22 protein-coding genes are annotated in these 20,553 nt (G+C 61.8%); 10 read left to right on the top strand and 12 right to left on the bottom strand.

The annotated features are described in order from the left end of the window. Positions 1-26 precede the first annotated feature (26 nt). The 3 genes from ACQZ2L_RS21540 to ACQZ2L_RS21550 all read right to left on the bottom strand — a co-directional run bounded on the left by ACQZ2L_RS21540 (position 27) and on the right by ACQZ2L_RS21550 (position 1,862). Positions 27-401: a fe2+ zn2+ uptake regulation protein gene (locus ACQZ2L_RS21540; RefSeq protein WP_430327772.1), complete on the bottom strand. Its 375-nt coding sequence runs from the start codon at positions 399-401 to the stop codon at positions 27-29. 238 nt (positions 402-639) lie between these two features. Beyond that, on the bottom strand, positions 640-1,362 hold the full coding sequence (locus tag ACQZ2L_RS21545) for a UDP-2,3-diacylglucosamine diphosphatase (protein WP_430327773.1): 723 nt from the start codon (positions 1,360-1,362) through the stop codon (positions 640-642). Beyond that, positions 1,359-1,862: a peptidylprolyl isomerase gene (locus tag ACQZ2L_RS21550; protein ID WP_430327774.1), complete on the bottom strand. Its 504-nt coding sequence runs from the start codon at positions 1,860-1,862 to the stop codon at positions 1,359-1,361. The genes ACQZ2L_RS21545 and ACQZ2L_RS21550 overlap by 4 nt, the downstream gene beginning before the upstream one ends. A 234-nt stretch (positions 1,863-2,096) precedes the next feature. Between ACQZ2L_RS21550 and ACQZ2L_RS21555 the strand changes: the two genes are divergently transcribed. Together ACQZ2L_RS21555 and cysS are read left to right on the top strand one after the other, a co-directional pair. Next, on the top strand, positions 2,097-3,800 hold the full coding sequence (locus ACQZ2L_RS21555) for a glutamine--tRNA ligase/YqeY domain fusion protein (protein ID WP_101319007.1): 1,704 nt from the start codon (positions 2,097-2,099) through the stop codon (positions 3,798-3,800). Positions 3,801-3,809: 9 nt separating this feature from the next. Then, entirely contained in the window at positions 3,810-5,192 is a 1,383-nt protein-coding gene (gene cysS, locus ACQZ2L_RS21560) for a cysteine--tRNA ligase (RefSeq protein ID WP_430327775.1), read from the top strand. Between the two features lie 36 nt (positions 5,193-5,228). On the opposite strand, the gene ACQZ2L_RS21565 is transcribed toward cysS, so the two are convergent. From ACQZ2L_RS21565 to ACQZ2L_RS21580, 4 genes are all read right to left on the bottom strand, one after another. Beyond that, on the bottom strand, positions 5,229-6,611 hold the full coding sequence (locus ACQZ2L_RS21565) for a sensor histidine kinase (protein ID WP_430327776.1): 1,383 nt from the start codon (positions 6,609-6,611) through the stop codon (positions 5,229-5,231). Beyond that, complete coding sequence (locus ACQZ2L_RS21570; protein ID WP_101319013.1) at positions 6,589-7,269, bottom strand: response regulator transcription factor; 681 nt, start codon at positions 7,267-7,269, stop codon at positions 6,589-6,591. The genes ACQZ2L_RS21565 and ACQZ2L_RS21570 overlap by 23 nt, the downstream gene beginning before the upstream one ends. A gap of 168 nt (positions 7,270-7,437) precedes the next feature. Next, positions 7,438-8,457: a branched-chain amino acid aminotransferase gene (locus tag ACQZ2L_RS21575; protein WP_150569387.1), complete on the bottom strand. Its 1,020-nt coding sequence runs from the start codon at positions 8,455-8,457 to the stop codon at positions 7,438-7,440. A gap of 507 nt (positions 8,458-8,964) precedes the next feature. Next, entirely contained in the window at positions 8,965-9,330 is a 366-nt protein-coding gene (locus ACQZ2L_RS21580) for a glyoxalase superfamily protein (RefSeq protein WP_430327777.1), read from the bottom strand. Positions 9,331-9,612: 282 nt separating this feature from the next. Between ACQZ2L_RS21580 and ACQZ2L_RS21585 the strand changes: the two genes are divergently transcribed. The 8 genes from ACQZ2L_RS21585 to ureG are packed head-to-tail and all read left to right on the top strand — an operon-like array spanning position 9,613 to position 15,165. After that, on the top strand, positions 9,613-10,446 hold the full coding sequence (locus ACQZ2L_RS21585) for an urease accessory protein UreD (RefSeq protein ID WP_430327778.1): 834 nt from the start codon (positions 9,613-9,615) through the stop codon (positions 10,444-10,446). Between the two features lie 10 nt (positions 10,447-10,456). After that, positions 10,457-10,759 carry an urease subunit gamma gene (locus ACQZ2L_RS21590; protein WP_314873480.1) on the top strand — a complete coding sequence of 101 codons (303 nt, stop codon included), beginning with the start codon at positions 10,457-10,459 and terminating at the stop codon, positions 10,757-10,759. 10 nt (positions 10,760-10,769) lie between these two features. Then, positions 10,770-11,087, top strand: a complete 318-nt coding sequence (locus tag ACQZ2L_RS21595) for an urease subunit beta (RefSeq protein ID WP_430327829.1) — start codon at positions 10,770-10,772, stop codon at positions 11,085-11,087. Beyond that, the gene (gene ureC / locus ACQZ2L_RS21600; RefSeq protein ID WP_430327779.1) at positions 11,084-12,787 is read left to right on the top strand and encodes an urease subunit alpha; all 1,704 of its coding nucleotides are present in this window, start codon (positions 11,084-11,086) and stop codon (positions 12,785-12,787) included. The genes ACQZ2L_RS21595 and ureC overlap by 4 nt, the downstream gene beginning before the upstream one ends. A gap of 13 nt (positions 12,788-12,800) precedes the next feature. Beyond that, positions 12,801-13,298 carry an urease accessory protein UreE gene (gene ureE, locus ACQZ2L_RS21605; protein WP_430327780.1) on the top strand — a complete coding sequence of 166 codons (498 nt, stop codon included), beginning with the start codon at positions 12,801-12,803 and terminating at the stop codon, positions 13,296-13,298. A gap of 12 nt (positions 13,299-13,310) precedes the next feature. Further along, complete coding sequence (locus ACQZ2L_RS21610; RefSeq protein WP_430327781.1) at positions 13,311-13,856, top strand: HupE/UreJ family protein; 546 nt, start codon at positions 13,311-13,313, stop codon at positions 13,854-13,856. Then, entirely contained in the window at positions 13,856-14,530 is a 675-nt protein-coding gene (locus ACQZ2L_RS21615; RefSeq protein WP_430327782.1) for an urease accessory protein UreF, read from the top strand. Before ACQZ2L_RS21610 ends, ACQZ2L_RS21615 begins: the two co-directional genes overlap by 1 nt. Before the next feature lie 11 nt (positions 14,531-14,541). Continuing rightward, a complete protein-coding gene (gene ureG / locus ACQZ2L_RS21620; RefSeq protein WP_430327783.1) occupies positions 14,542-15,165 on the top strand; it encodes an urease accessory protein UreG in 624 nt (207 codons plus the stop codon). Positions 15,166-15,278: 113 nt separating this feature from the next. Here ureG and ACQZ2L_RS21625 read toward each other — a convergent pair whose 3' ends face one another. From ACQZ2L_RS21625 to ACQZ2L_RS21645, 5 genes are all read right to left on the bottom strand, one after another. Continuing rightward, complete coding sequence (locus tag ACQZ2L_RS21625; RefSeq protein WP_430327784.1) at positions 15,279-17,060, bottom strand: hypothetical protein; 1,782 nt, start codon at positions 17,058-17,060, stop codon at positions 15,279-15,281. Then, positions 17,057-17,755 carry a hypothetical protein gene (locus tag ACQZ2L_RS21630; protein WP_430327785.1) on the bottom strand — a complete coding sequence of 233 codons (699 nt, stop codon included), beginning with the start codon at positions 17,753-17,755 and terminating at the stop codon, positions 17,057-17,059. The genes ACQZ2L_RS21625 and ACQZ2L_RS21630 overlap by 4 nt, the downstream gene beginning before the upstream one ends. A gap of 349 nt (positions 17,756-18,104) precedes the next feature. Beyond that, positions 18,105-18,404, bottom strand: a complete 300-nt coding sequence (locus tag ACQZ2L_RS21635; protein ID WP_430327786.1) for a hypothetical protein — start codon at positions 18,402-18,404, stop codon at positions 18,105-18,107. A gap of 125 nt (positions 18,405-18,529) precedes the next feature. Further along, the gene (locus ACQZ2L_RS21640) at positions 18,530-19,882 is read right to left on the bottom strand and encodes a GntP family permease (RefSeq protein ID WP_430327787.1); all 1,353 of its coding nucleotides are present in this window, start codon (positions 19,880-19,882) and stop codon (positions 18,530-18,532) included. A 109-nt stretch (positions 19,883-19,991) separates the two neighbouring features. Further along, complete coding sequence (locus tag ACQZ2L_RS21645; protein WP_430327788.1) at positions 19,992-20,531, bottom strand: gluconokinase; 540 nt, start codon at positions 20,529-20,531, stop codon at positions 19,992-19,994. Positions 20,532-20,553: the final 22 nt, after the last annotated feature.

A 20,553-nucleotide genomic window follows, 5' to 3' on the forward strand; every position in this document is an offset into this window, starting at 1 on the left:
GCAGGCCATCCTGGCCGGCCGGCGGCTCAGCGTGCTTGAGGTGACTCGAGTACAGCGCGCGCCTCGGGGTTGAGGGTGTAGCACTTGTCGCCGCCGAGGCTGATCACACCTTCGGCACAGAGCCGCTTGAGCACTTCGCGCACGCTCAGAAATGACAATGGAATGTCGAGCTGTTCAAGCTGCGCATGGATGCCGCGCACACCCACACTGCGACCGTTGCGGTCAGCCGCATGCAGCGCATCGATCACTTTCAGGCGGATCAGGCTGGTGCGCAGGCCGTAAGCGCGCAGCAGTTCGCGAATCAGCTCGTTACCGACCCGTTCGTCACTCTCGGTAAGCTGCCCGGCGCCGGCATTGACTGGGCTGCCAGGCTTGGCCGGCGTCTGTTGTGGCTGGTACATGCGAATGCTCCTTTTCGTGGGCTGTCCTGAAATCGTGTTTCCTCATAGATAAAGACGAACGAGATTGAAAAAACTGCAGTTTCGCCGGAAAAATAAACGGATCATTCTGTACAAGACGTGTCGGCTCGCCGGCAAACGTAACGCTTGTTCGCCGCATCCAGGCCCGAAATAGACAAGGCCGCTGTCGCAGATCCCTGCAACAGCGGCCTTGGTGAGCACAGCAGCCGACCTCGACGACTCAGGTAAAGTCGAACGGCGCCAACTGGAAACCCTGATCATCTACCTGCAAAGCCCAGCCGCGACGGTCCCAGTCGCCCAGAACAATCCTGCGCGCCGGGCTGCCATCGACCAGCAACTTGTGAATCGCCGGCCGGTGGGTATGCCCGTGGACCAGCGTGCGCACGCCGTGCGCCGCCATCACCCGCGGTACTTCATCGGGTGTGACATCGACAATCTCGGTGTTTTTCATGCGGGTCTGGGTCTTGCTTTCGCTGCGCAGTTTGCGTGCCAGCTTGAGCCGCATGGACAGCGGCAGGTGGCGCAGCACCCACAGCGTCAGCGGGCTACGCAGGTAGCGGCGCAGCTTCATGTAGCCGACATCGCGAGTGCACAGCGTGTCGCCGTGCATCAGCAGCACTGGCTCGCCGCCCAGATCGACCACACTGGGATCGGCAAGCAGCGTACAGCCAGCAGCAGCGCAGAAATCCTCACCCAGGAGAAAATCGCGGTTGCCGTGCATCAGGTAAATAGCGGTACCGCTGTCGCTCAATTTACGCAACGCCTGGCAGATCGACTGCTGATACGGCGTCATCGCGTCATCGCCTATCCATGCCTCGAAGAAGTCCCCGAGGATGTACAGCGCTTTGGCGTGACGCGCGCGACCTTCGAGCAGATCAACAAACGCCCGGGTAATCTCCGGGCGTTCTTCTTGCAGGTGCAGATCAGAGATCAGCAGAATCACCCAATGATCTCGGCTTTCTCGATGATCACGTCTTCTTTCGGCACGTCCTGGTGGCCGGCTTTGGAGCCGGTGGCAACGCCTTCGATCTTGTCGACGACCTCGGTACCTTTGACCACCTTGCCGAATACGGCGTAGCCCCAGCCCTGGGTGTTCTTGCCGCTGTGGTTAAGGAAACCATTGTCGGAGGCGTTGATGAAGAACTGCGCCGAGGCCGAGTGCGGTTCCATGGTGCGGGCCATGGCGATGGTGTACTTGTCGTTCTTCAGGCCGTTGTCGGCTTCGTTCTGAATGCTTGGGCGCTTGTCTTTCTTTTCGCTCATGCCGGGTTCAAAACCGCCGCCCTGGATCATGAAGCCTTTGATCACGCGGTGGAAAACGGTGTTGCTGTAGTGGCCGGCTTCGACGTAGGCGAGGAAGTTTGCAACGGTCAGTGGCGCCTTCTCGGCGTCCAGTTCCAGGACGATGTCGCCGTGGTTGGTGGTCAGTTTGACTTGGGACATGCTCAAATTCACTCTTCAAGGCATACAGAAATTGGCTGCGTGCAGCTCGCGTACATCAGCTGACGCAGGATTGGCTTGCCGCGACACAGCGCGCGCAGGGCCATTTTGCCCGGGTTGCGATAAATCGCGCCACTTTGTCGGCGCCCGGCTGTCAGCAGCTTGACTGCTTCGGCTATGATAGGCCCTTTGATTCAATCGGCCTACCCGGGCTGAACACCAGCATTCAAGGATCCTATGAGCAAGCCCACTGCCGACAACGCGCCCAACGCCGCTGCCAAAGGCGCTCCCGCCGTCCCTGCAAACTTCCTGCGGCCGATCGTTCAGGCTGACCTGGACTCGGGCAAGCACACGCAGATAGTTACCCGCTTCCCGCCGGAGCCCAACGGTTACCTGCACATTGGCCACGCCAAGTCGATCTGCGTCAATTTCGGCCTGGCCGAAGAGTTCGGCGGTGCCTGTCACCTGCGCTTCGACGACACCAACCCGGCCAAGGAAGACCAGGAGTACATCGACGCGATCCAGAGCGACGTCAAGTGGCTGGGCTTCAACTGGACCGGTCCGGTGCGCTATGCCTCGCAGTACTTCGACCAGTTGCACGACTGGGCGGTCGAGCTGATCAAGTCGGGTAACGCCTATGTCTGCGACCTGACCCCGGAGCAGGCCAAGGAATACCGCGGCAACCTCACCGAGCCTGGCAAGAACAGCCCGTTCCGTGAGCGCAGCGTCGAAGAAAACCTCGACCTGTTCGCGCGCATGAAAGCCGGCGAGTTCGCTGATGGCGAGCGCGTGCTGCGGGCCAAGATCGACATGGCCTCGCCGAACATGAACCTGCGTGACCCGATCCTCTACCGGATCCGCCATGCCCACCATCACCAGACCGGTGACAAGTGGTGCATCTACCCCAACTACGACTTCACCCACGGCCAGTCGGACGCGATCGAGGGCATCACCCACTCGATCTGCACCCTGGAGTTCGAAGGCCATCGCCCGTTGTACGAGTGGTTCCTCGACAATCTGCCAGTGCCGGCGCACCCGCGTCAGTACGAGTTCAGCCGGCTCAACCTGAACTACACCATCACCTCCAAGCGCAAGCTCAAGCAGCTGGTCGACGAGAAACACGTGCAGGGTTGGGATGACCCCCGCATGTCGACCCTGTCGGGCTTCCGTCGTCGTGGTTACACCCCGGCCTCGATCCGCAACTTCTGCGACATGATCGGCACCAACCGCTCGGACGGTGTGGTCGACATGAACATGCTCGAGTTCAGCATCCGCGATGACCTCGACCGCACCGCGCCGCGCGCCATGTGCGTGCTGCGGCCATTGAAGGTAGTGATCACCAACTACCCGGAAGGTCAGGTCGAGAACCTCGAACTGCCACGCCACCCGAAAGAAGACATGGGCGTGCGTGCGCTGCCCTTCGCCCGTGAGCTGTACATCGACCGTGACGACTTCATGGAAGAGCCACCAAAAGGCTACAAGCGCCTGGAGCCGAACGGCGAAGTGCGTCTGCGCGGCAGCTACGTGATCCGCGCCGACGAAGCGATCAAGGACGCCGATGGCAACATCGTCGAACTGCGCTGCTCGTACGACCCGGACACCCTTGGCAAGAACCCTGAGGGGCGCAAGGTCAAGGGCGTTATTCACTGGGTGCCGGCAGCAGCCAGCGTCGAATGCGAAGTGCGCCTGTACGACCGTCTGTTCCGTTCGCCGAACCCGGAGAAAACCGAAGAGGGCGGCAGCTTCCTGGACAACATTAACCCCGATTCGCTGCAGGTGCTGAGCGGCTGTCGCGCGGAACCTTCGCTGGCCAACGCCCAGCCTGAAGACCGTTTCCAGTTCGAGCGCGAGGGTTACTTCTGCGCCGATCTGAAAGACACCCAGCCGGGCCGCCCGGTGTTCAACCGCACTGTCACCCTGCGTGACTCCTGGGGCAGCTAAGGAACCGCCGTGCTTAACATCTACAACACGCTGAGCAAGACCAAGGAAGCCTTCAAGCCGCTGGATGGCAACAAGGTGCGCATGTATGTCTGCGGCATGACCGTGTACGACTACTGCCACCTCGGCCACGGCCGCAGCATGGTTGCCTTCGACCTGGTCACCCGCTGGCTGCGCAAGAGCGGCTACGAGCTAACCTACGTGCGCAACATTACCGACATCGATGACAAGATCATCAATCGGGCCAATGAAAACGGCGAGACCTTCGATGCGCTGACTGCACGCATGATCGACGCGATGCACGAAGACGAGCGACGCCTCAACATCCTGCCGCCGGATCAGGAACCGCGTGCCACCGAGCATATCGCTGGCATGCACGCGATGATCCAGACCCTGATCGACAAGGGCTATGCCTACGCGCCGGGTAACGGCGACGTTTACTACCGGGTGGGCAAATTCGTCGGTTACGGCAAGCTGTCGCGCAAAAAGATCGAAGACCTGCGCATCGGCGCGCGTATCGAAGTCGATGAGGCCAAGCAGGATCCACTCGACTTCGTCCTGTGGAAGGGCGTCAAGCCGGGCGAACCAAGCTGGGATTCGCCATGGGGCCCGGGTCGTCCGGGCTGGCACATCGAGTGCTCGGTGATGTCCACCTGCTGCCTGGGCGAGAGCTTCGACATTCACGGCGGCGGCAGCGACCTCGAGTTCCCGCACCACGAGAACGAGATCGCGCAGAGCGAAGCGGCCACCGGCAAGCAGTACGCCAACGCCTGGATGCACTGCGGCATGATCCGCATCAATGGCGAGAAGATGTCGAAGTCGTTGAACAACTTCTTCACCATCCGTGACGTGCTGGAAAAGTATCACCCGGAAGTGGTCCGCTACCTGTTGGTGGCCAGCCACTACCGCAGCGCGATCAACTACTCGGAAGACAGCCTGCGCGACGCCAAAGGTGCGCTCGAGCGCTTCTACCACGCACTGCGCGGCCTGCCACGGGTTGTGCCTGCTGGCGGTGAAGCATTTGTCGAGCGTTTCAGTGTGGCGATGAACGATGACTTCGGCACCCCCGAAGCCTGCGCCGTGCTGTTCGACTTGGTGCGCGAGATCAACCGTCTGCGCGACACCGACGTCGAGGCTGCCGCTGGCCTGGCTGCGCGCCTGCGCGAATTGGGTGAGGTGCTCGGTGTGCTGCAACTGGAGGCGGATGACTTCCTGCGGGCCGGCGCCGAGGGAAAGGTCGACGCAGCTGAAGTGGAGGCGCTGATTCAGGCGCGTCTGCAGGCTCGGACCGACAAGAACTGGGCCGAGTCCGACCGTATCCGTGATCAGCTCACGGCAATGGGTGTGGTGCTTGAGGACAGCAAAGGCGCCACCACCTGGCGCCTGGCTGACTGACCGCAGTACCGGGGCCGCGCAAGGCGGCCCCGGTGTTCAGCTGGCGAGCGGGCAGTGCAGGACCAGCCTGGCGCCGCCCCATTGGCTTTCACCTATTTCCAGGGTGAAGCCGTGCAAGTCAACGATCGCTGCAACGATCGACAGCCCGAGGCCGAAGCCCGGGTGGCGATGGCCTTCCTCACTCCGATAGAAGCGCTTGAGCACGGCGGTGCGTTCCTGTTCCGGGATGCCTGGGCCGCTGTCTTCAATGGCTACATGCACGCCGCTGGCATCCTGGCTGGCGGCGATGCGCACTTGGCCGCCTTCAGGGGTGAACTTGATCGCGTTGCCGACCAGATTGGCCAGCGCCTCGAACAGCAGCTCGCGATCGCCGTGCAGCGCCGACAACTGCGCTGGCTGCTGCAGTTGCAGTTCGATACTGCGGTCTTCGGCCAGCGGCAGGTAGAAGTCATACAGCTCGACCAGCAGCGCCTGTGGATCAAGCTGGACGAAGCCGGCGCGGCGCTGGCGGTCCTCCAGTTCGCTGATCCGCAACAATCCGCGAAACCGCGCCATCAACGTGTCAGTCTCGCCAATGGCCTGATCCAGCGCCTCGGCCTGGGCAGAATCCTCGCCGCTCTGTTGGCGAATCCGGTACAGCTGCGCACGCAGGCGCGTCAGCGGCGTGCGCAGGTCATGGGCAATGTTGTCGCAGACGCCTTTGACTTCATGCATCAGCCGTTCGATGCGGTCGAGCATGGCGTTGACGATGGCCGCCAGCATGTCCAGCTCATCACGGCGGGCCGACAGTGGCAGGCGGTGAGTCAAGTCGCCGGCAACGATCAGTTCGGCGCTGGCCTGTACCGCACGTATACGCTTGAGCGGCCGCCGGCGCAGCAGGTACCAACCGGCAAAACCTGGAATGAGGGTCAGGGATATGCCCCACAGCAACGCATCGAGGATGATCCGCGTGACCACGAACAGCGAGCCATTATCGCGGAACAGCACCAGCCAGCGGCCGTCCTGCACCTTGATCGCCACCGCGTCGCAGGTTTCGTGGATCATGCCCGGGTCGGCGCTATCCAGACAGTGCTTGAGCTCATGCACCTTGCCGTCCAGGCGCAGTTCCTTGGGAATGGCGCGAATACGCCCGCCCAGCGGATTGAGCTGGGCGTCGAACAGGCCATAGGCGTCGAAGCTGCGCTCTTCAAAGGCCTGGCTGGCGATAAGAGCGTCGTCCAGTTGTTTGCCGCTCATGTGCGCAAACAGATGCTGACGTTGCAGCATGGAATGGCGGGTGAGCTTGTTCAGGTAGTTCGAGACCTCGAAATACAACACCCCCATGAGGATGCTGCTCCAGGCCACGAAGAGAAAGCTGTACAGCGCCAGCAGGCGACTGGTGGACGAGCTCCAGCCCTTAGACGGGTTCAGCAATGGCATAGCCCGAGCCCCGAACGGTTCGAATCAGTGCGCACTGGCCGGGAGCGTCGATCTTCTTGCGCAAGCGGCCGATGTGCACGTCGATCAGGTTGGTGCCTGGGTCGAAGTGATAGCCCCACACTTCCTCGAAAATCATCATCCGGGTGATCACTTGGCCGGCATGGCGCATCAGGTATTCGAGCAGCTTGTATTCGGTGGGCAGCAGGTTCAGGGTCTGCTCGCCGCGACGGGCTTCGTGGCTGATCAGGTCCAGCTCAAGGTCGGCCACTTGCAGGCGGGTCTGGGTCATCGGCACGCTGTTGCGGCGCAGCAGCACTTCGACCCGGGCAGCCATTTCATCGGAGGCAAACGGCTTGGTCAGGTAATCGTCGCCGCCGGCGCGCAAACCGCGCACGCGTTCGTCGACGTCGGAGAGGGCGCTGATCATCAGGATCGGCGTGGCAATCTTCAGGCTGCGCAGGGTGGTGACGATGGTCAGGCCATCGACTTCGGGCAACATGCGGTCCACGGTGATCAGGTCGTAGCCACCGGCAATGGCCTTGGCCAGGCCTTCGCGGCCATTGTCGGCCCACTCTACATCCAGGCCGTGGCTGGTCAGTTCAGCGACGATTTCCTGGCCGGTGACGGCGTCGTCTTCGATGGTCAGTACGCGGGGCATGCTGGTTCCTGGGCGGCGAATTAAGGTTCGATTGTGCCAAAGAATAGCCAAACGGCGATTTAAGAAAAATTCATCTGGCTAAAAAGCATTACGGGGCAAGCCCGCTCTCACTCAACCGCACGCGGTCAATGAGAGCCGACTTGCCCCGCAAGGGCATGGCGTTATCGCTTACGCGACCTTGACGATCCAGCCAGCCGGCGCTTCGACGTCGCCGCTCTGGATGCCGGTCAGCTCGTTGTACAGCTTGGTGGTGACCGGGCCTACTTCGGTTTCGCTGTGGAACACATGCAGCTTGCCGTTGTACTGGATGCCGCCGATTGGCGTGATCACTGCTGCGGTGCCACAGGCACCGGCCTCGACGAAGCGCTCGAGGTTGTTGATCTGTACGTCGCCTTCGATGACCTTCAGGCCCAGACGCGATTCGGCCAGCTCCATCAGCGACAGGCGGGTGATGCCCGGCAGTACCGAAGCCGACTTCGGCGTGACGAACTCGTTGTTGGCAGTGATGCCAAAGAAGTTGGCCGAACCGACTTCTTCGATCTTCGAGTGGGTCAGCGGGTCGAGGTAGATGCAGTCGGCGAAGCCGGCTTTCTTCGCCTCATAGCCCGGCTGCAGGCTTGCCGCATAGTTGCCACCGACTTTGGCGGCACCGGTGCCCTGGGGCGCGGCGCGGTCGAAATCGGAGATCAGGAACTTGTGCGGAGTCATGCCGCCCTTGAAGTACGAACCAACCGGGATCGCGAATACCGAGAAAATGAACTCAGGTGCGGTACGCACGCCGATGTTGTCACCGGTACCGATCACGAACGGACGCAGGTATAGGGCACCCTTGCCGTGTGGCGGCACGAACCGCTCGTTGGCCTTGACGACCTGTTTGCAGGCTTCGATGAACTGTTCGGTCGGCACCCGTGGCATCAGCAGGCGGTCGCAGCTGCGCTGCATGCGCAGGGCGTTCTGATCCGGGCGGAACAGGTTGACGGTGCCGTCCTTGCAGCGATAGGCCTTGAGGCCTTCAAAACACTGCTGGCCGTAGTGCAGGGCGGTCGAGCCTTCGCTGATGTGCAGCACGTTGTCATCGGTCAGGGTGCCCTTGTCCCACTCGCCATCGCGGAACACGGACAGGAAGCGCTTGTCAGTCTTGATGTAGTCGAAGCCCAGCTTGTCCCAGTTAATGCTCTCGTTACTCATGACACCCTCGATTGTCTTGCAGATGCCCGATCTCTCGGGCTGCTGTTATTTGCGCACCACGCCACGATAATACATCCGCCGCAGATCGGAAACGTCCAGTCTCAGATTCATCCAAGCCATAGCGAATCGTGCAGTTGCAGACGTTGTAAAAAGGCTTGGTCATGGGAGACCAACACCAGGCCACCGCTGAACTGGTCGAGCATTCGTTCAAGCGCCATCCCTTTCAAGGTCTTTGCGAGTGATATCGTTGGTCCAGCTTGGGATAGCTGGGGCTGCTTTGCAGCCCTTTCGCGACACAAGGCCGCTCCTACAGGGACCGCGTCCATTGGGCAGTCACGGCCCCGGCACCTCGTCCCGTCGCCATGCGCGGTCTCTGTAGGAGCGGCCTTGTGTCGCGAAAGGGCCGCAAAGCGGCCCCTGCACACTCAAGTCGAGAATTAATTCCGAAGACCTTGAAAGAGATGGCTCAAGCGCCTGCAGCGAGGGCAGGGTGGCCAAGGCCAATCGCTAGTCTTCGCTCTGCTGGCAGAAGCGCAGGCGGTTGCCGAACGGATCCCAGACCTGCATCTGCAAGCCCCAATCGACGATTTCGGCCTCGGGGCGGGCGTAGCCGTACTGTTTGTCCTGCAGTTCGCGCTCCAGCACGCGCAGGTCGTCGACGCGGGCAAAGATGGTCGAGCCGGGTGAGGCGTCACCGTGGTGCTCGGACAGATGCAGGATCAGCCCATCGCGACGGATTTGTGCGTACAGCGGCAGATCCGGGCTGAACCGGTGCTCCCAATCGAGCGTAAAACCGAGAAAATCGAGATAGAACTCTTTGGCTTTGTCGACCGAGAAGATCCGCAGGATCGGGATGGCAGGTGCAAATTGCATGGTGACTTCCTTGGTCAGCTGAAGGCGCTACTGTAACCCGCTTCGCATCCTCCAGCACCCACGTGGCGGCACTGAAACGGGGCCAGGCGACGCCCTGCGATTGTGCGGTCAGCAACCCTATGCCCCTTGCCAGAGCGGTTTGTGCCTCACTGCAGGGCCGAGTTGGCCCGCAATCTGCAATACATCTCCCAAGCAAAATTGATCGACTGGTCAGACGCTGCGCGCACAGGCGCCGCGCTGATCGGCTCAGGGCCGCAGGGTCGGGATTTTCAGGGGGCCAGGATGTCTTTGGCGCAACAGATCGAGCAGCAAGATAACGACAGCGGCTGGAGCGCCTACCTGCAGCTGCGCTTTGTGCAGCGCGATGGCGTGACCCGCCTTGGTGCGCGCAATCATTTCGGACCTCTTTTGGTGCAGCGACCGTTCTATCCCGAAGGCGCACCGTGCCACGTGTACATCCTGCACCCGCCAGGCGGCATCGTCGCCGGTGACCGGCTTGAGCTGGACATCCAGCTGGAAGCCGGCAGCCACGCGCTGCTGACCATGCCCGGTGCGAGCAAGTTCTACCGCAGCATTGGCCCGACCGCGCGCTTGCATCAGCACTTTCACCTACAGGCCGGCAGCACCCTGGAATGGCTGCCCCAGGACAGCATCTTTTTTTCCGGCGCCAGGGCGAGCCTGGCCAGCCGCTTCACCCTCGAGCCCGGCGCGCGTTTACTTGCCTGGGAAACGCTATGCCTGGGTCGCCCGGTAATGAATGAACGCTTCGAGCAAGGCGCGCTGGACAGCCGCCTGCGCGTCGAACTGCCGGGTGATCCGGGTCTGCACGAGCGCCTGCGCATCGAGGGCGGGCGCCTGGCCAAGGTCGGCGGGTATCCACTGCTGGCGACCTTTTGCGCCGCGCCCGCTGACCAGGCGTTGCTCGAGCAGGTCCGAGAACTGCTCGACACCCTCGGCAGTCCGGCTGGGGCGACCTTGATGGGCGAGCTGCTGGTGATCCGCCTGCTTGATCACGACAACCAACATCTGCAACACACCCTGCAGCGCCTGTGGCATGTGCTGCGCCCGGCCGTTCTCGGCCTGGCGCCATGCCCGCCGCGCATCTGGGCTACCTGAGAGAGACGCCGTGGAACTGACCCCCAGAGAGAAAGACAAACTGCTGCTGTTCACTGCCGCATTGCTGGCCGAGCGCCGCCTGGGCCGTGGCCTGAAGCTCAACTACCCGGAGGCCCTGGCGTTGATCAGCGCTGCGGTGATGGAGGGCGCCCGCGATGGCCGCACCGTCGCCGAGCTGATGAGCCTGGGCCGTGAAGTGCTGAGCCGCGATCAGGTCATGCCCGGTGTACCGGAAATGATCCATGACGTGCAGGTCGAGGCAACCTTTCCTGACGGCACCAAATTGGTGACCGTTCATGATCCCATCGTCTGAGGAGGCCGGCATGATTCCGGGTGAAGTCCAGGTCGCCGCTGGCGACATAGAGCTCAACGTCGGCCGGGCAACGGTCACCGTCAAGGTTGCCAATCACGGTGACCGACCGGTACAGGTCGGCTCGCATTATCACTTCTATGAAGTCAACGATGCGCTGGTGTTCGAGCGTGAGCCGACCCTGGGCTTTCGCCTGGATATCCCGGCAGGCACCGCGGTGCGCTTCGAGCCAGGGCAGGCACGCACCGTGCAACTGGTGGCCTACGCAGGCAAACGCGAGGTGTACGGTTTTCAGGGCAAGGTGATGGGCCCACTGGAGGGCAGGTCATGAGCCGTTTGTCGCGTCGCGCCTATGCCGACATGTTCGGCCCGACCGTAGGTGACCGAGTGCGCCTGGCGGACACGGCGTTGTGGGTCGAGGTCGAGAAAGACTTCACGGTGTATGGCGAGGAGGTCAAATTCGGCGGCGGCAAGGTCATCCGTGACGGTATGGGGCAGGGCCAGATGCTGGCGGCCGAGGCGATGGACCTGGTCCTGACCAACGCGCTGATCATTGATCACTGGGGCATCGTCAAGGCAGACATCGGCATCAAGCACGGGCGGATTGCCGTGATCGGCAAGGCCGGCAACCCGGATGTTCAGCCTGGTGTCACCGTGCCGGTCGGGCCTGGCACCGAGGTCATTGCTGCCGAGGGCAAGATCGTCACTGCTGGCGGGATCGACTCGCACATCCACTTCATATGTCCGCAGCAAGTCGAAGAGGCCCTCACCAGTGGCGTTACCACGTTTATCGGCGGCGGCACCGGGCCGGCCACCGGCACCAACGCCACTACCTGTACGCCTGGCCCGTGGTACATGGCGCGCATGCTGCAAGCGGCCGACAGCCTGCCGATCAATATCGGCCTGCTCGGCAAGGGCAACGCCTCGCGCCCTGAAGCGTTGCGCGAGCAGATCGCTGCCGGCGCAGTCGGGCTCAAGCTGCATGAAGACTGGGGGTCGACTCCGGCTGCGATCGACTGCTGCCTGAGCGTGGCCGAAGAGATGGATATCCAGGTCGCGATCCACACCGACACACTCAACGAGTCGGGCTGTATCGAAGACACCCTGGCCGCCATCGGCGACCGCACCATTCATACCTTCCACACCGAAGGCGCTGGCGGTGGCCATGCCCCGGACATCATCCGCGCGGCAGGGCAGGCCAACGTGCTGCCGTCGTCGACCAATCCGACCCTGCCTTACACCGTCAATACCGTCGATGAACACCTCGACATGCTGATGGTTTGCCATCACCTCGATCCAAGCATTGCCGAAGACGTGGCCTTTGCCGAGTCGCGCATCCGTCGCGAGACGATTGCCGCTGAAGATATCCTCCACGACATGGGCGCATTCGCCATGACCTCGTCCGATTCGCAGGCCATGGGCCGGGTTGGCGAAGTGGTGATTCGCACCTGGCAGGTCGCTCATCAGATGAAGCTGCGCCGCGGCCCGCTGGCGCCTGACAGCGACTACAGCGACAACTTCCGGGTCAAGCGCTACATCGCCAAGTACACCATCAACCCGGCAGTCACCCACGGCATCGCACATGAAGTCGGCTCGCTGGAAGTTGGCAAGCTGGCTGACCTGGTGCTCTGGAAACCGGCGTTCTTCGCGGTCAAACCGGCCTTGGTGATCAAGGGCGGAATGATCGTCACCGCGCCGATGGGCGATATCAATGGCTCGATTCCAACGCCGCAGCCGGTGCACTACCGGCCGATGTTCGGCGCACTGGGCGCCGCTCGCCATGCCACACGCATGACCTTCGTGTCGCAGGCAGCCCTCGATCAGGGCGTGGTCGAGCAGCTCAACCTGCAGAGCCTGATCGGCGTGGCCAAGGGCTGCCGGCAGGTGCGCAAACGCGACATGGTCCTGAACACGCTGCAACCGCAGATCGAAGTCGATGCACAAACCTATCAGGTGCGTGCCGACGGCGAGCTGCTGGTGTGCGAGCCAGCCAGCGAACTGCCGTTGGCGCAACGCTATTTTCTGTTTTGAAGGAGCTCCCCTCATGATTGTTCTCAACCGGCGCATCAGCGCCGCCGACAGCGCCGAGCAGACGGTCACCGGCACCGTGACTCTGAGCGTCGACAGCCGGATCAAGAGCCGCCTGCGGGTGACGCTGGACGATGGCCGCGATGCCGGCCTGATGCTTGAGCGTGGCCACCTGCTGCGTGGCGGCGAGCTGCTCGGCGACGGCGGCGGCGTGCACCTGGTGCGCGTGCTGGCCGCTGCCGAGTCGGTGTCGACCGTGCGCTGCAGCGACCCGTTGTTGCTGGCTCGGGCTGCCTACCACCTGGGCAACCGCCACGTGCCGTTGCAGATCGATACCGGCCTGCTGCGCTATCAGCATGACTATGTGCTGGACGACATGGTCCGTGGCCTTGGCCTGCAGGTCACGGTCGAGCAGGCACCGTTCGAGCCGGAAGCCGGCGCTTATCAGAGCGCGCCACACAGCCATACCCACGGCAACGATCACCCCTTCGTGCGTATGCCCGCTGCCCACTAATAAGGAACCCAAATGAAAAAGACACTCGCCCTTGCCCTGTTGTTGGTAGCCGTACCGGCCTTCGCGCACCCTGGCCATGACAGCAGCCCGCTGCACGATGGCCTGCTGCATCCGTTGACCGGCCTTGATCACTTGCTGATGTTGCTCGGTACTGGCGTGCTCGCCGCCCTGACCCGACGCAACCTGCTGTTGCCGCTGGCCACCCTGGCAGCAATGTTTGCCGGTGCCGTGTCCGGCCACCTGTTCGGCGGTGTGCTGGGCATGGAAAGCATGATCGTCGGTTCTTTGCTGGTAGCCGCGGCGGCGCTGCTGGTGCCTGGCCGCCAACTGCTGCTGGCCCTGGCAATGCCGCTGTTTGCCCTGTTCCACGGCTGGGCACACGGCGTTGAAGCAACACCAAGTGCGTTCTGGCTGTTCAGTGCCGGCTTCGTCACCGTTAGCGGGCTGCTGCTTGCGGCGGGCTTCGCCGTTGGTTGCCTGCTGCGCCGCCATGCCAAATTGCAGAAAGCCTGCGGTGGCGGCCTGCTGGCGTCGGCCGCTGTCATGCTGGTCGGCTGATGAGCAGCGACCTGGCGTTGCTGCGTGTGCTGCAGCTGGCCAGCCCAGGCTTGCCGGTGGGCGGCTTTACCTACTCGCAAGGGCTGGAGTGGGCGGTCGAAGCCGGCTGGGTAAGTACTACCGAAGGTTTCTGCAACTGGCAGCGTGAGCAGTTGCACGACACCCTCGGCTATCTCGACTGGCCGCTGCTGGCCCGCCTGTACTGCGCGTGCGAACGCGCCGACGTCGAGGCCTTCGGGCGCTGGAGCCAGTTTCTCCTGGCCAATCGCGAGACCGCCGAGCTGCGCCTTGAAGAGCGCCAGCGTGGCTACGCGCTGGCGCGCATTCTCGATGGCTGGCAGCTCGGCCAAGACCCTGCCTGGCGGCCGCAGCTTGAACTCACTCAGCTAGGCGCCATGGCCTGGCTCGCCGTGCACTGGGCGATTCCTTTACGCCAGCTAGCGCTGGGGCTCGGCTTCGCCTGGCTGGAAGGCGCGGTCATGGCCGGGGTCAAGCTGGTGCCGTTCGGCCAGCAGGCCGCGCAGACCGTCCTGCGTGATCTGGCTGGCGAGCTGCCGGCGGTGCTGAACATGGCGCTGGAGCTGGACGACGAGCAGTTGGGCGGCGGCCTGCCGCTGCTGGCCATCGCCTCGTCGCGTCACGAAACCCAATACACCCGTTTGTTCCGTTCTTGAGGACTGCCAACATGCAAAACTATCAGCAACCCCTGCGCATCGGTGTCGGTGGCCCGGTCGGCTCCGGCAAGACCGCGCTGCTCGAGGCACTGTGCAAGGCCATGCGCGATCATTACCAGATCGCCGTGGTCACCAACGATATCTACACCAAGGAAGACCAGCGCATTCTCACCGAAGCCGGCGCCCTGGAGCCCGAACGCATTGTGGGTGTAGAGACCGGCGGTTGCCCGCATACGGCGATCCGTGAAGACGCCTCGATGAATCTGGCGGCGGTCGAAGCCCTGGCGCGCAAGTTCGGTAACCTGGAGGTGATCTTCGTCGAGAGCGGTGGTGACAACCTCAGCGCTACCTTCAGCCCTGAGCTTGCCGACCTGACCATTTACGTCATCGACGTTGCCGAAGGCGAGAAAATTCCGCGCAAAGGCGGCCCTGGTATTACCAAGTCGGATTTGCTGGTGATCAACAAGACTGACCTGGCGCCCTATGTCGGCGCATCGCTTGAGGTCATGGAACGTGATACCAATCGCATGCGGCCAGCGCGGCCCTGGACCTTCAGCAATCTGAAAAAGGGTGAAGGGCTACAAGCGGTGATCGACTTTATCGTCGAGCGCGGCATGCTGGGTGTGAGGGGGTGAGGTGAAGGCACAGCCGGCTTTGGCCGCAGCCCATGGTCGGCTCTCGGGAACCGGCCACGGGCTGGACAGGCCAGGGGGTAGGGGCCCCTGTGCGGCTGCTCAGAGCGGTCTGATCAAGCGCTCAATTCGTCGCGGTAGGCGGCCAGATAAACCAGACGTTGGTGACTGGCGTTTTTACGGTCTTCGATGATCATTTTCAACGTGAAGGATGCCTGGTCCATATACGCTGGCAATTCATCGCCTGTGATGTACGTGCCTGAAAGCTTGTTCAACTTGCTCCAGCCATCCTTGAAGGTCTGAGCAAATCGGTCCGACACCACGCCAACCGCCAGCCACTGTCCGGCCTGACTGACAAAGAACTCATCGGTGGAGCGGACCAACTGGGCCAGGCGATTGGCACGCAGCCTTGCGCTGTTGCCAGCGCTCTCATAGCTGGAAACCTGATCCCTCGCCTGGTCGAGAATGACCTGCATGAAGTCGGAGAACGATTTGAAGAAAAAGGCCATTTCCTCGACGATTTCCTTGGTCCGTTTAAGCGCGCTAACGCTCAGGTTCAATGACCGAACCGCAAGTTCGATGTTCTGTTTCTCATTGCGCTGGCCGGCGAGCAGGGCGGTGAGGTTGACCAGTTCGGAAGCTTGTTCGCGCCGGGTGTTTTCGTACTCCTCGGCTTTGCCAAGCATTTGCATTTGCAGGTCGCGCAGATTGCCTGCTTGTTTGCGTTGCTCGGCACTCAGCGATGCCGCATGCTCGCCTATTGCCTTGAGCGCTGCCTCCAGCTGCGACAGCTCCTGGTTGAGTTCGGCTTGCCGTGCGGCAGCTTTATCCAGGTCAGCCTGAACCTCTTTGATACGGTCATGCAGAGTGCCTTTCGCTGGATCAGCAGCGTCGGTATTGCGCTTGGTCAGGTCATCCAGGTTGGATTTCAACTTGTCACTCTGCTCCTTGAGCAGGGTCTGCTCGGCACGTAGCTCAGAGCGGGCTTTTTTCATCTGGATGTCTTTGTTCAAGCCATCAGCTTGTGGTTGCTGGCCGAGTCCGGATGCCGCTGCCATTGACGCACCGCCAACGACTGCCGACGCGCCTCCGGTCGCGCCCAGCGCCACCATGGGCAGAACAGCCCCGAGCATTTGCGCGCCGGTTTTCAGAAGCGAGGCCCAGAACGATTTCTGCTCGGCGCTTTTTGCCTGCTTGCCATACTCTTGAGCCAGCCTTTCGTAGCGGGCGACCTGTTGTTGCAGGTCGGCAACCAGGCTGTCCAGCATCTGGCGACGGGCATTGGCGATGACCAGTTCTTTCTCCAGCTTGGTATCGGCCTGGATGGTATCGCTCAGCGCAATTTCGCTCCTGGCTGTAGCGTCAGCGGTGTTGCGAATGATGACATCGTATCTGTCTGCGATGGTGGTGAGGCTGTCGCGCACGGTGATTGCCGATTGGGTGATCTCGTTGGCCATAGCCAGCAAATCAGTCGTGACGAATTCCTTGATTTCCTCAGGATCGCCACCCTCCTTGACATCGAGCCAGTCAGGCAGGCAGTTGCGCAAGGTTGTGCCAATCCTGTTGGCGACGCGGATGGCATTCTTGATGCGTCGCTCACTTTCCTGTTGGGCAGTGATCAATTCATTCATGATCGAGCCGATCTTGATGCGAATGTCTCCCTGCTCCTGAGGTGTGGTGTTGTAGGCAATATAGAGCAGATCAATGGCATGGTCGGTATCGTGCTTGGCCCGACTGGTGTCATAGGTGCCTTCGATCTTCTCGACATAGTTGGCGACCAGCGCGGTCTGCTCGGCAGGCAAACGCAGCGGTGTGGCGGTGCTCAGTGCTTCGATATGCTTACTGATGGCGCTGTCGATACGAGCGTTGCGGCTGATGAACGGGATGACTTCATTCATGGAAAGGGCCTTTTGGGTGGGTTATCAGGGCTGCAATCCACTTCCCAGGAGGTCGGGAAGCGCACGCCTTGGTCGCGTAACGGCGACCAGGCTTTTTCCAGTAATCTCCGGCCAGCGATGAGGTTGGCTTGCGCTGGCGGTTTGAGCAGGGCAAGGGCATCGGCCTGACATTTGCGCAGCCGGGCCGGGTTAGCAGCGCAGTCGTCGCCGGCGAACAGAAATTCGTCCAGGTCGTGGGTAATGCTCTGCCTGGTTTCGCGTGATGACGCCAATAGCGACTTGACTGCTGCGATCTGGCGCTCGGCCGAGCGGCCAATGGCGATGCTGTATTGGATGGCCGCTATCTCGTTGCTGATGCCGCGCAGGGCCTGATCGTGTTCAGGTCGCCATGGCAGGGATTGGTAACGCTGGCGCTCCTGTTGCAACTGACGCTCAAGACGCCCGCGCGCGGCCTCCAGCTCAGGCAGGCGGCGGATCTCACTGCCGACACTGTTTTCTATGTGCTGAATACGGCCGACCATCTGCTGTTCCACGCTCTGCAGGTGTCCCGTGCAAACGGTCATGCGCTCCTCCAGCACCGGCTCGAGGCTGGCGTGGGCAGTATTGCCGTAGAGCACCGCAGCCAGTGCCAGGAGGAGGCGTGGCTGGGCTAGTGGTGAGTGCAACCTGTTGCGCTTTTGGAGAGTGATTTTCATGGGGGCGCCTCGTTACGAAGTCCCTTGAACACCCGTCACGGCTTGATGCAAAGAAGGCGGCGGGTTCGTCAAGTGGTGCCGGCATTAAGCCTCTGGCGCCATTTGCGAATAAGCAGGAAACGCTCTACCCGTAGAGCTGAATGCTTTGCCAGGCAAGAGGAGTGATGGGTAGAAGCAGGCGGGGTGTACGGAGAGGACGACAGGATGGTTATTCTGAACACATCCTGACCGGCATACGCTGAGCGCGGATTGCGCACAGCGTGGCCGGGCCATATTCATCACCCGCGTGGGCGATAGAGGTCAGTGCAGGTCAGTACTTGGCTCAAACTCGGCAATAGTCAAGCGCCATTCAGGGTTGCGGATTGCTGCTGCCAGCGCCCTGACCGGTACCCACAGGTGCGTCTTCTTGAGTGCCCATGCCCGGCAGCTTGTGCTCATTACTCTGGCTGGCAGGCGGGCTATCTGGATCATTTCCATTCAAGCGCGGGTCGTTATTGCGCGGCATGGGCGTTTCGATAGGATTCAGCGTGCTGTCCGCGCCAGGCTTGGGCGCGCTGTTGTGCGGGTCGTCCGGGTAGGTTGGGCCAGTACCGGCGGCCATGGCCAAAGGCGTTGCGAGCACGGCGGCAAGCAGCAGGAAGCGTTTCATGGGCAAGCTCCTTTGCGTGGATAAAGTGCCAGCCTTGCCGCTGAACAGACGCTGATCATGCGGCAAGGCCCTTATCTCACTTGAGCATGACACCCCAAGCTAGGTGCCAGTATCCCGACCAACGGTCAGACGAACTGCGCAAGCAACATGATGAAGATGATGCCGACTACCGACAGGATGGTCTCCATCATGCTCCAGGTCTTGAAGGTTTCTGCCACGGTCATGTTGAAGTACTGCTTGACCAGCCAGAAACCGGCGTCGTTGACGTGTGACAAAATCAGCGAGCCGGCGCCGGTGGCCAGCACCAGCAGTTCACGGTTGACCCCGGGTACCAAAGCGATCACCGGTGCCACGATACCAGCGCCGGTGATAGTGGCTACCGTTGCCGAGCCTGTGGCAATTCGAATGACCGCCGCCACCAACCAGGCCAGCATGATTGGCGATATCTGCGCCTGCACCGCCATCTGGCCGATGACGTTGCCCACGCCGGTGTCTACCAGCATCTGCTTGAAGCCGCCGCCAGCGCCGACAATCAACACGATGGCGGCGGTGGGGGCCAGGCTCTGGTCAAGCATCTTCATGATCTGCTGACGGTTGAAGCCGCGCGCCGAGCCGAAGGTGTAGAACGCCAGCAGCAGCGCCGCGAGCAGGGCGGTGATCGGGTGCCCGATCAGGTCCATCCACTGGCGCACGATGTGTTCAGCGGGCAGCACTACATCAGCAAACGTCTTCAACAGCATCAGCACCACCGGCAGCAGCACGGTAATCAGGGTAACGCTGAAGCTTGGCAGGTCGCGCTGGTCGGACTCGCGTGCAATCTGGTCCATCAGCTCTTGTGACGGATTGCCCGGGATATACCGCGCGATGAAACTGCCGTACAGCGGACCGGCGATGATTGCCGTCGGCAGCGCTACCAGCAAACCGTAGAAGATGGTCTTGCCAATGTCGGCATTGAAAATGCCGATCGCCAGCAGTGGCCCTGGATGCGGCGGCACCAGGCCATGCACGACGGAGAGGCCTGCCAACAGCGGAATACCGATCTTGACCAAGGACACCCCGGTGCGCCGGGCCACGATGAACACCAGCGGGATCAGCAGTACAAAGCCGATTTCGAAGAACAGCGGGATGCCCACCAGAAATGCGGCGAACATCATTGCCCAGTGCACCTTCTGTTTGCCGAAGGCGCGGATCAGGGTCTGCGCGATCTGGTCAGCGCCGCCGGAGTCGGCCATCAGCTTGCCGAGCATGGTGCCCAGAGCAAGCACGATGCCGACAAAGCCCAGCACGCCGCCAAAGCCGTCCTGAAACGACTTCATGACCTTGGCCACGGGCATGCCCGAGGTCAGGCCGAGAAAGCCCGCAGCCAGGGTCAGCGCAACAAAAGGATGCACCTTGAAATGGGTGATCAGCAGGATGAGCCCGATGATGGTCACCAGGGCATCGAGTAGCAGGAAGGTATCGGTAGCCAGTCCGAACATGATTAATGAGCCTCGGTTTTATCTTTGTTGTTAGGCGTAGCGTTATTGAACTTCTAGCGGGTTTTAACGTCGAGACAGCGCTGTCTTTGGTGAGCCGGTAAACCGCCGCTCAGGCGATCCGCGCTAACGTCCGCTCACCGCAGGGCTTTAGCCAGTCGTGCACGCTTTCGGCCAGCGCGGCCACCGGACGGGTAGCATCCAGCGCCAGGGTCAGCGGCTCACCACGTGGGGATTCAAGGGCGGCGAACTGGCTTTCGATAAGGCTGGCCGGCATGAAGTGACCAGGACGGGCCAGCACGCGCTTCTCGGCCTCGGCAGGGGTCAGTTCGAGGAACACGAAGCCCAGTTCAGGCACGGCTTCACGCAACGCATCGCGATAGCGGCGCTTCAGCGCAGAGCAGGTCAGGATGGGGCGTTCGCCGGCCTTGAGCGTGGCCTGTAGTTCCTGGCCGAGCAGCACCAGCCAGCCGGCACGGTCGGCATCATCGAGCGGCACGCCAGCGCTCATTTTTTCGATATTGGCAGCGGGGTGAAAAGCATCGCCTTCGATCAGCCGACCGCCGCTGCGAGCGGCAATGGCAGCGCCGATGCAGCTCTTGCCACAGCCTGCTACACCCATCACCACGATCGCGGACAGGGGAGAGTTCATCAGTACCTCCTGCAGGTAAGAT

This window comes from Pseudomonas shirazensis, from assembly GCF_050496565.1.
In the GTDB taxonomy this organism is placed as follows: domain Bacteria; phylum Pseudomonadota; class Gammaproteobacteria; order Pseudomonadales; family Pseudomonadaceae; genus Aquipseudomonas; species Aquipseudomonas shirazensis_A.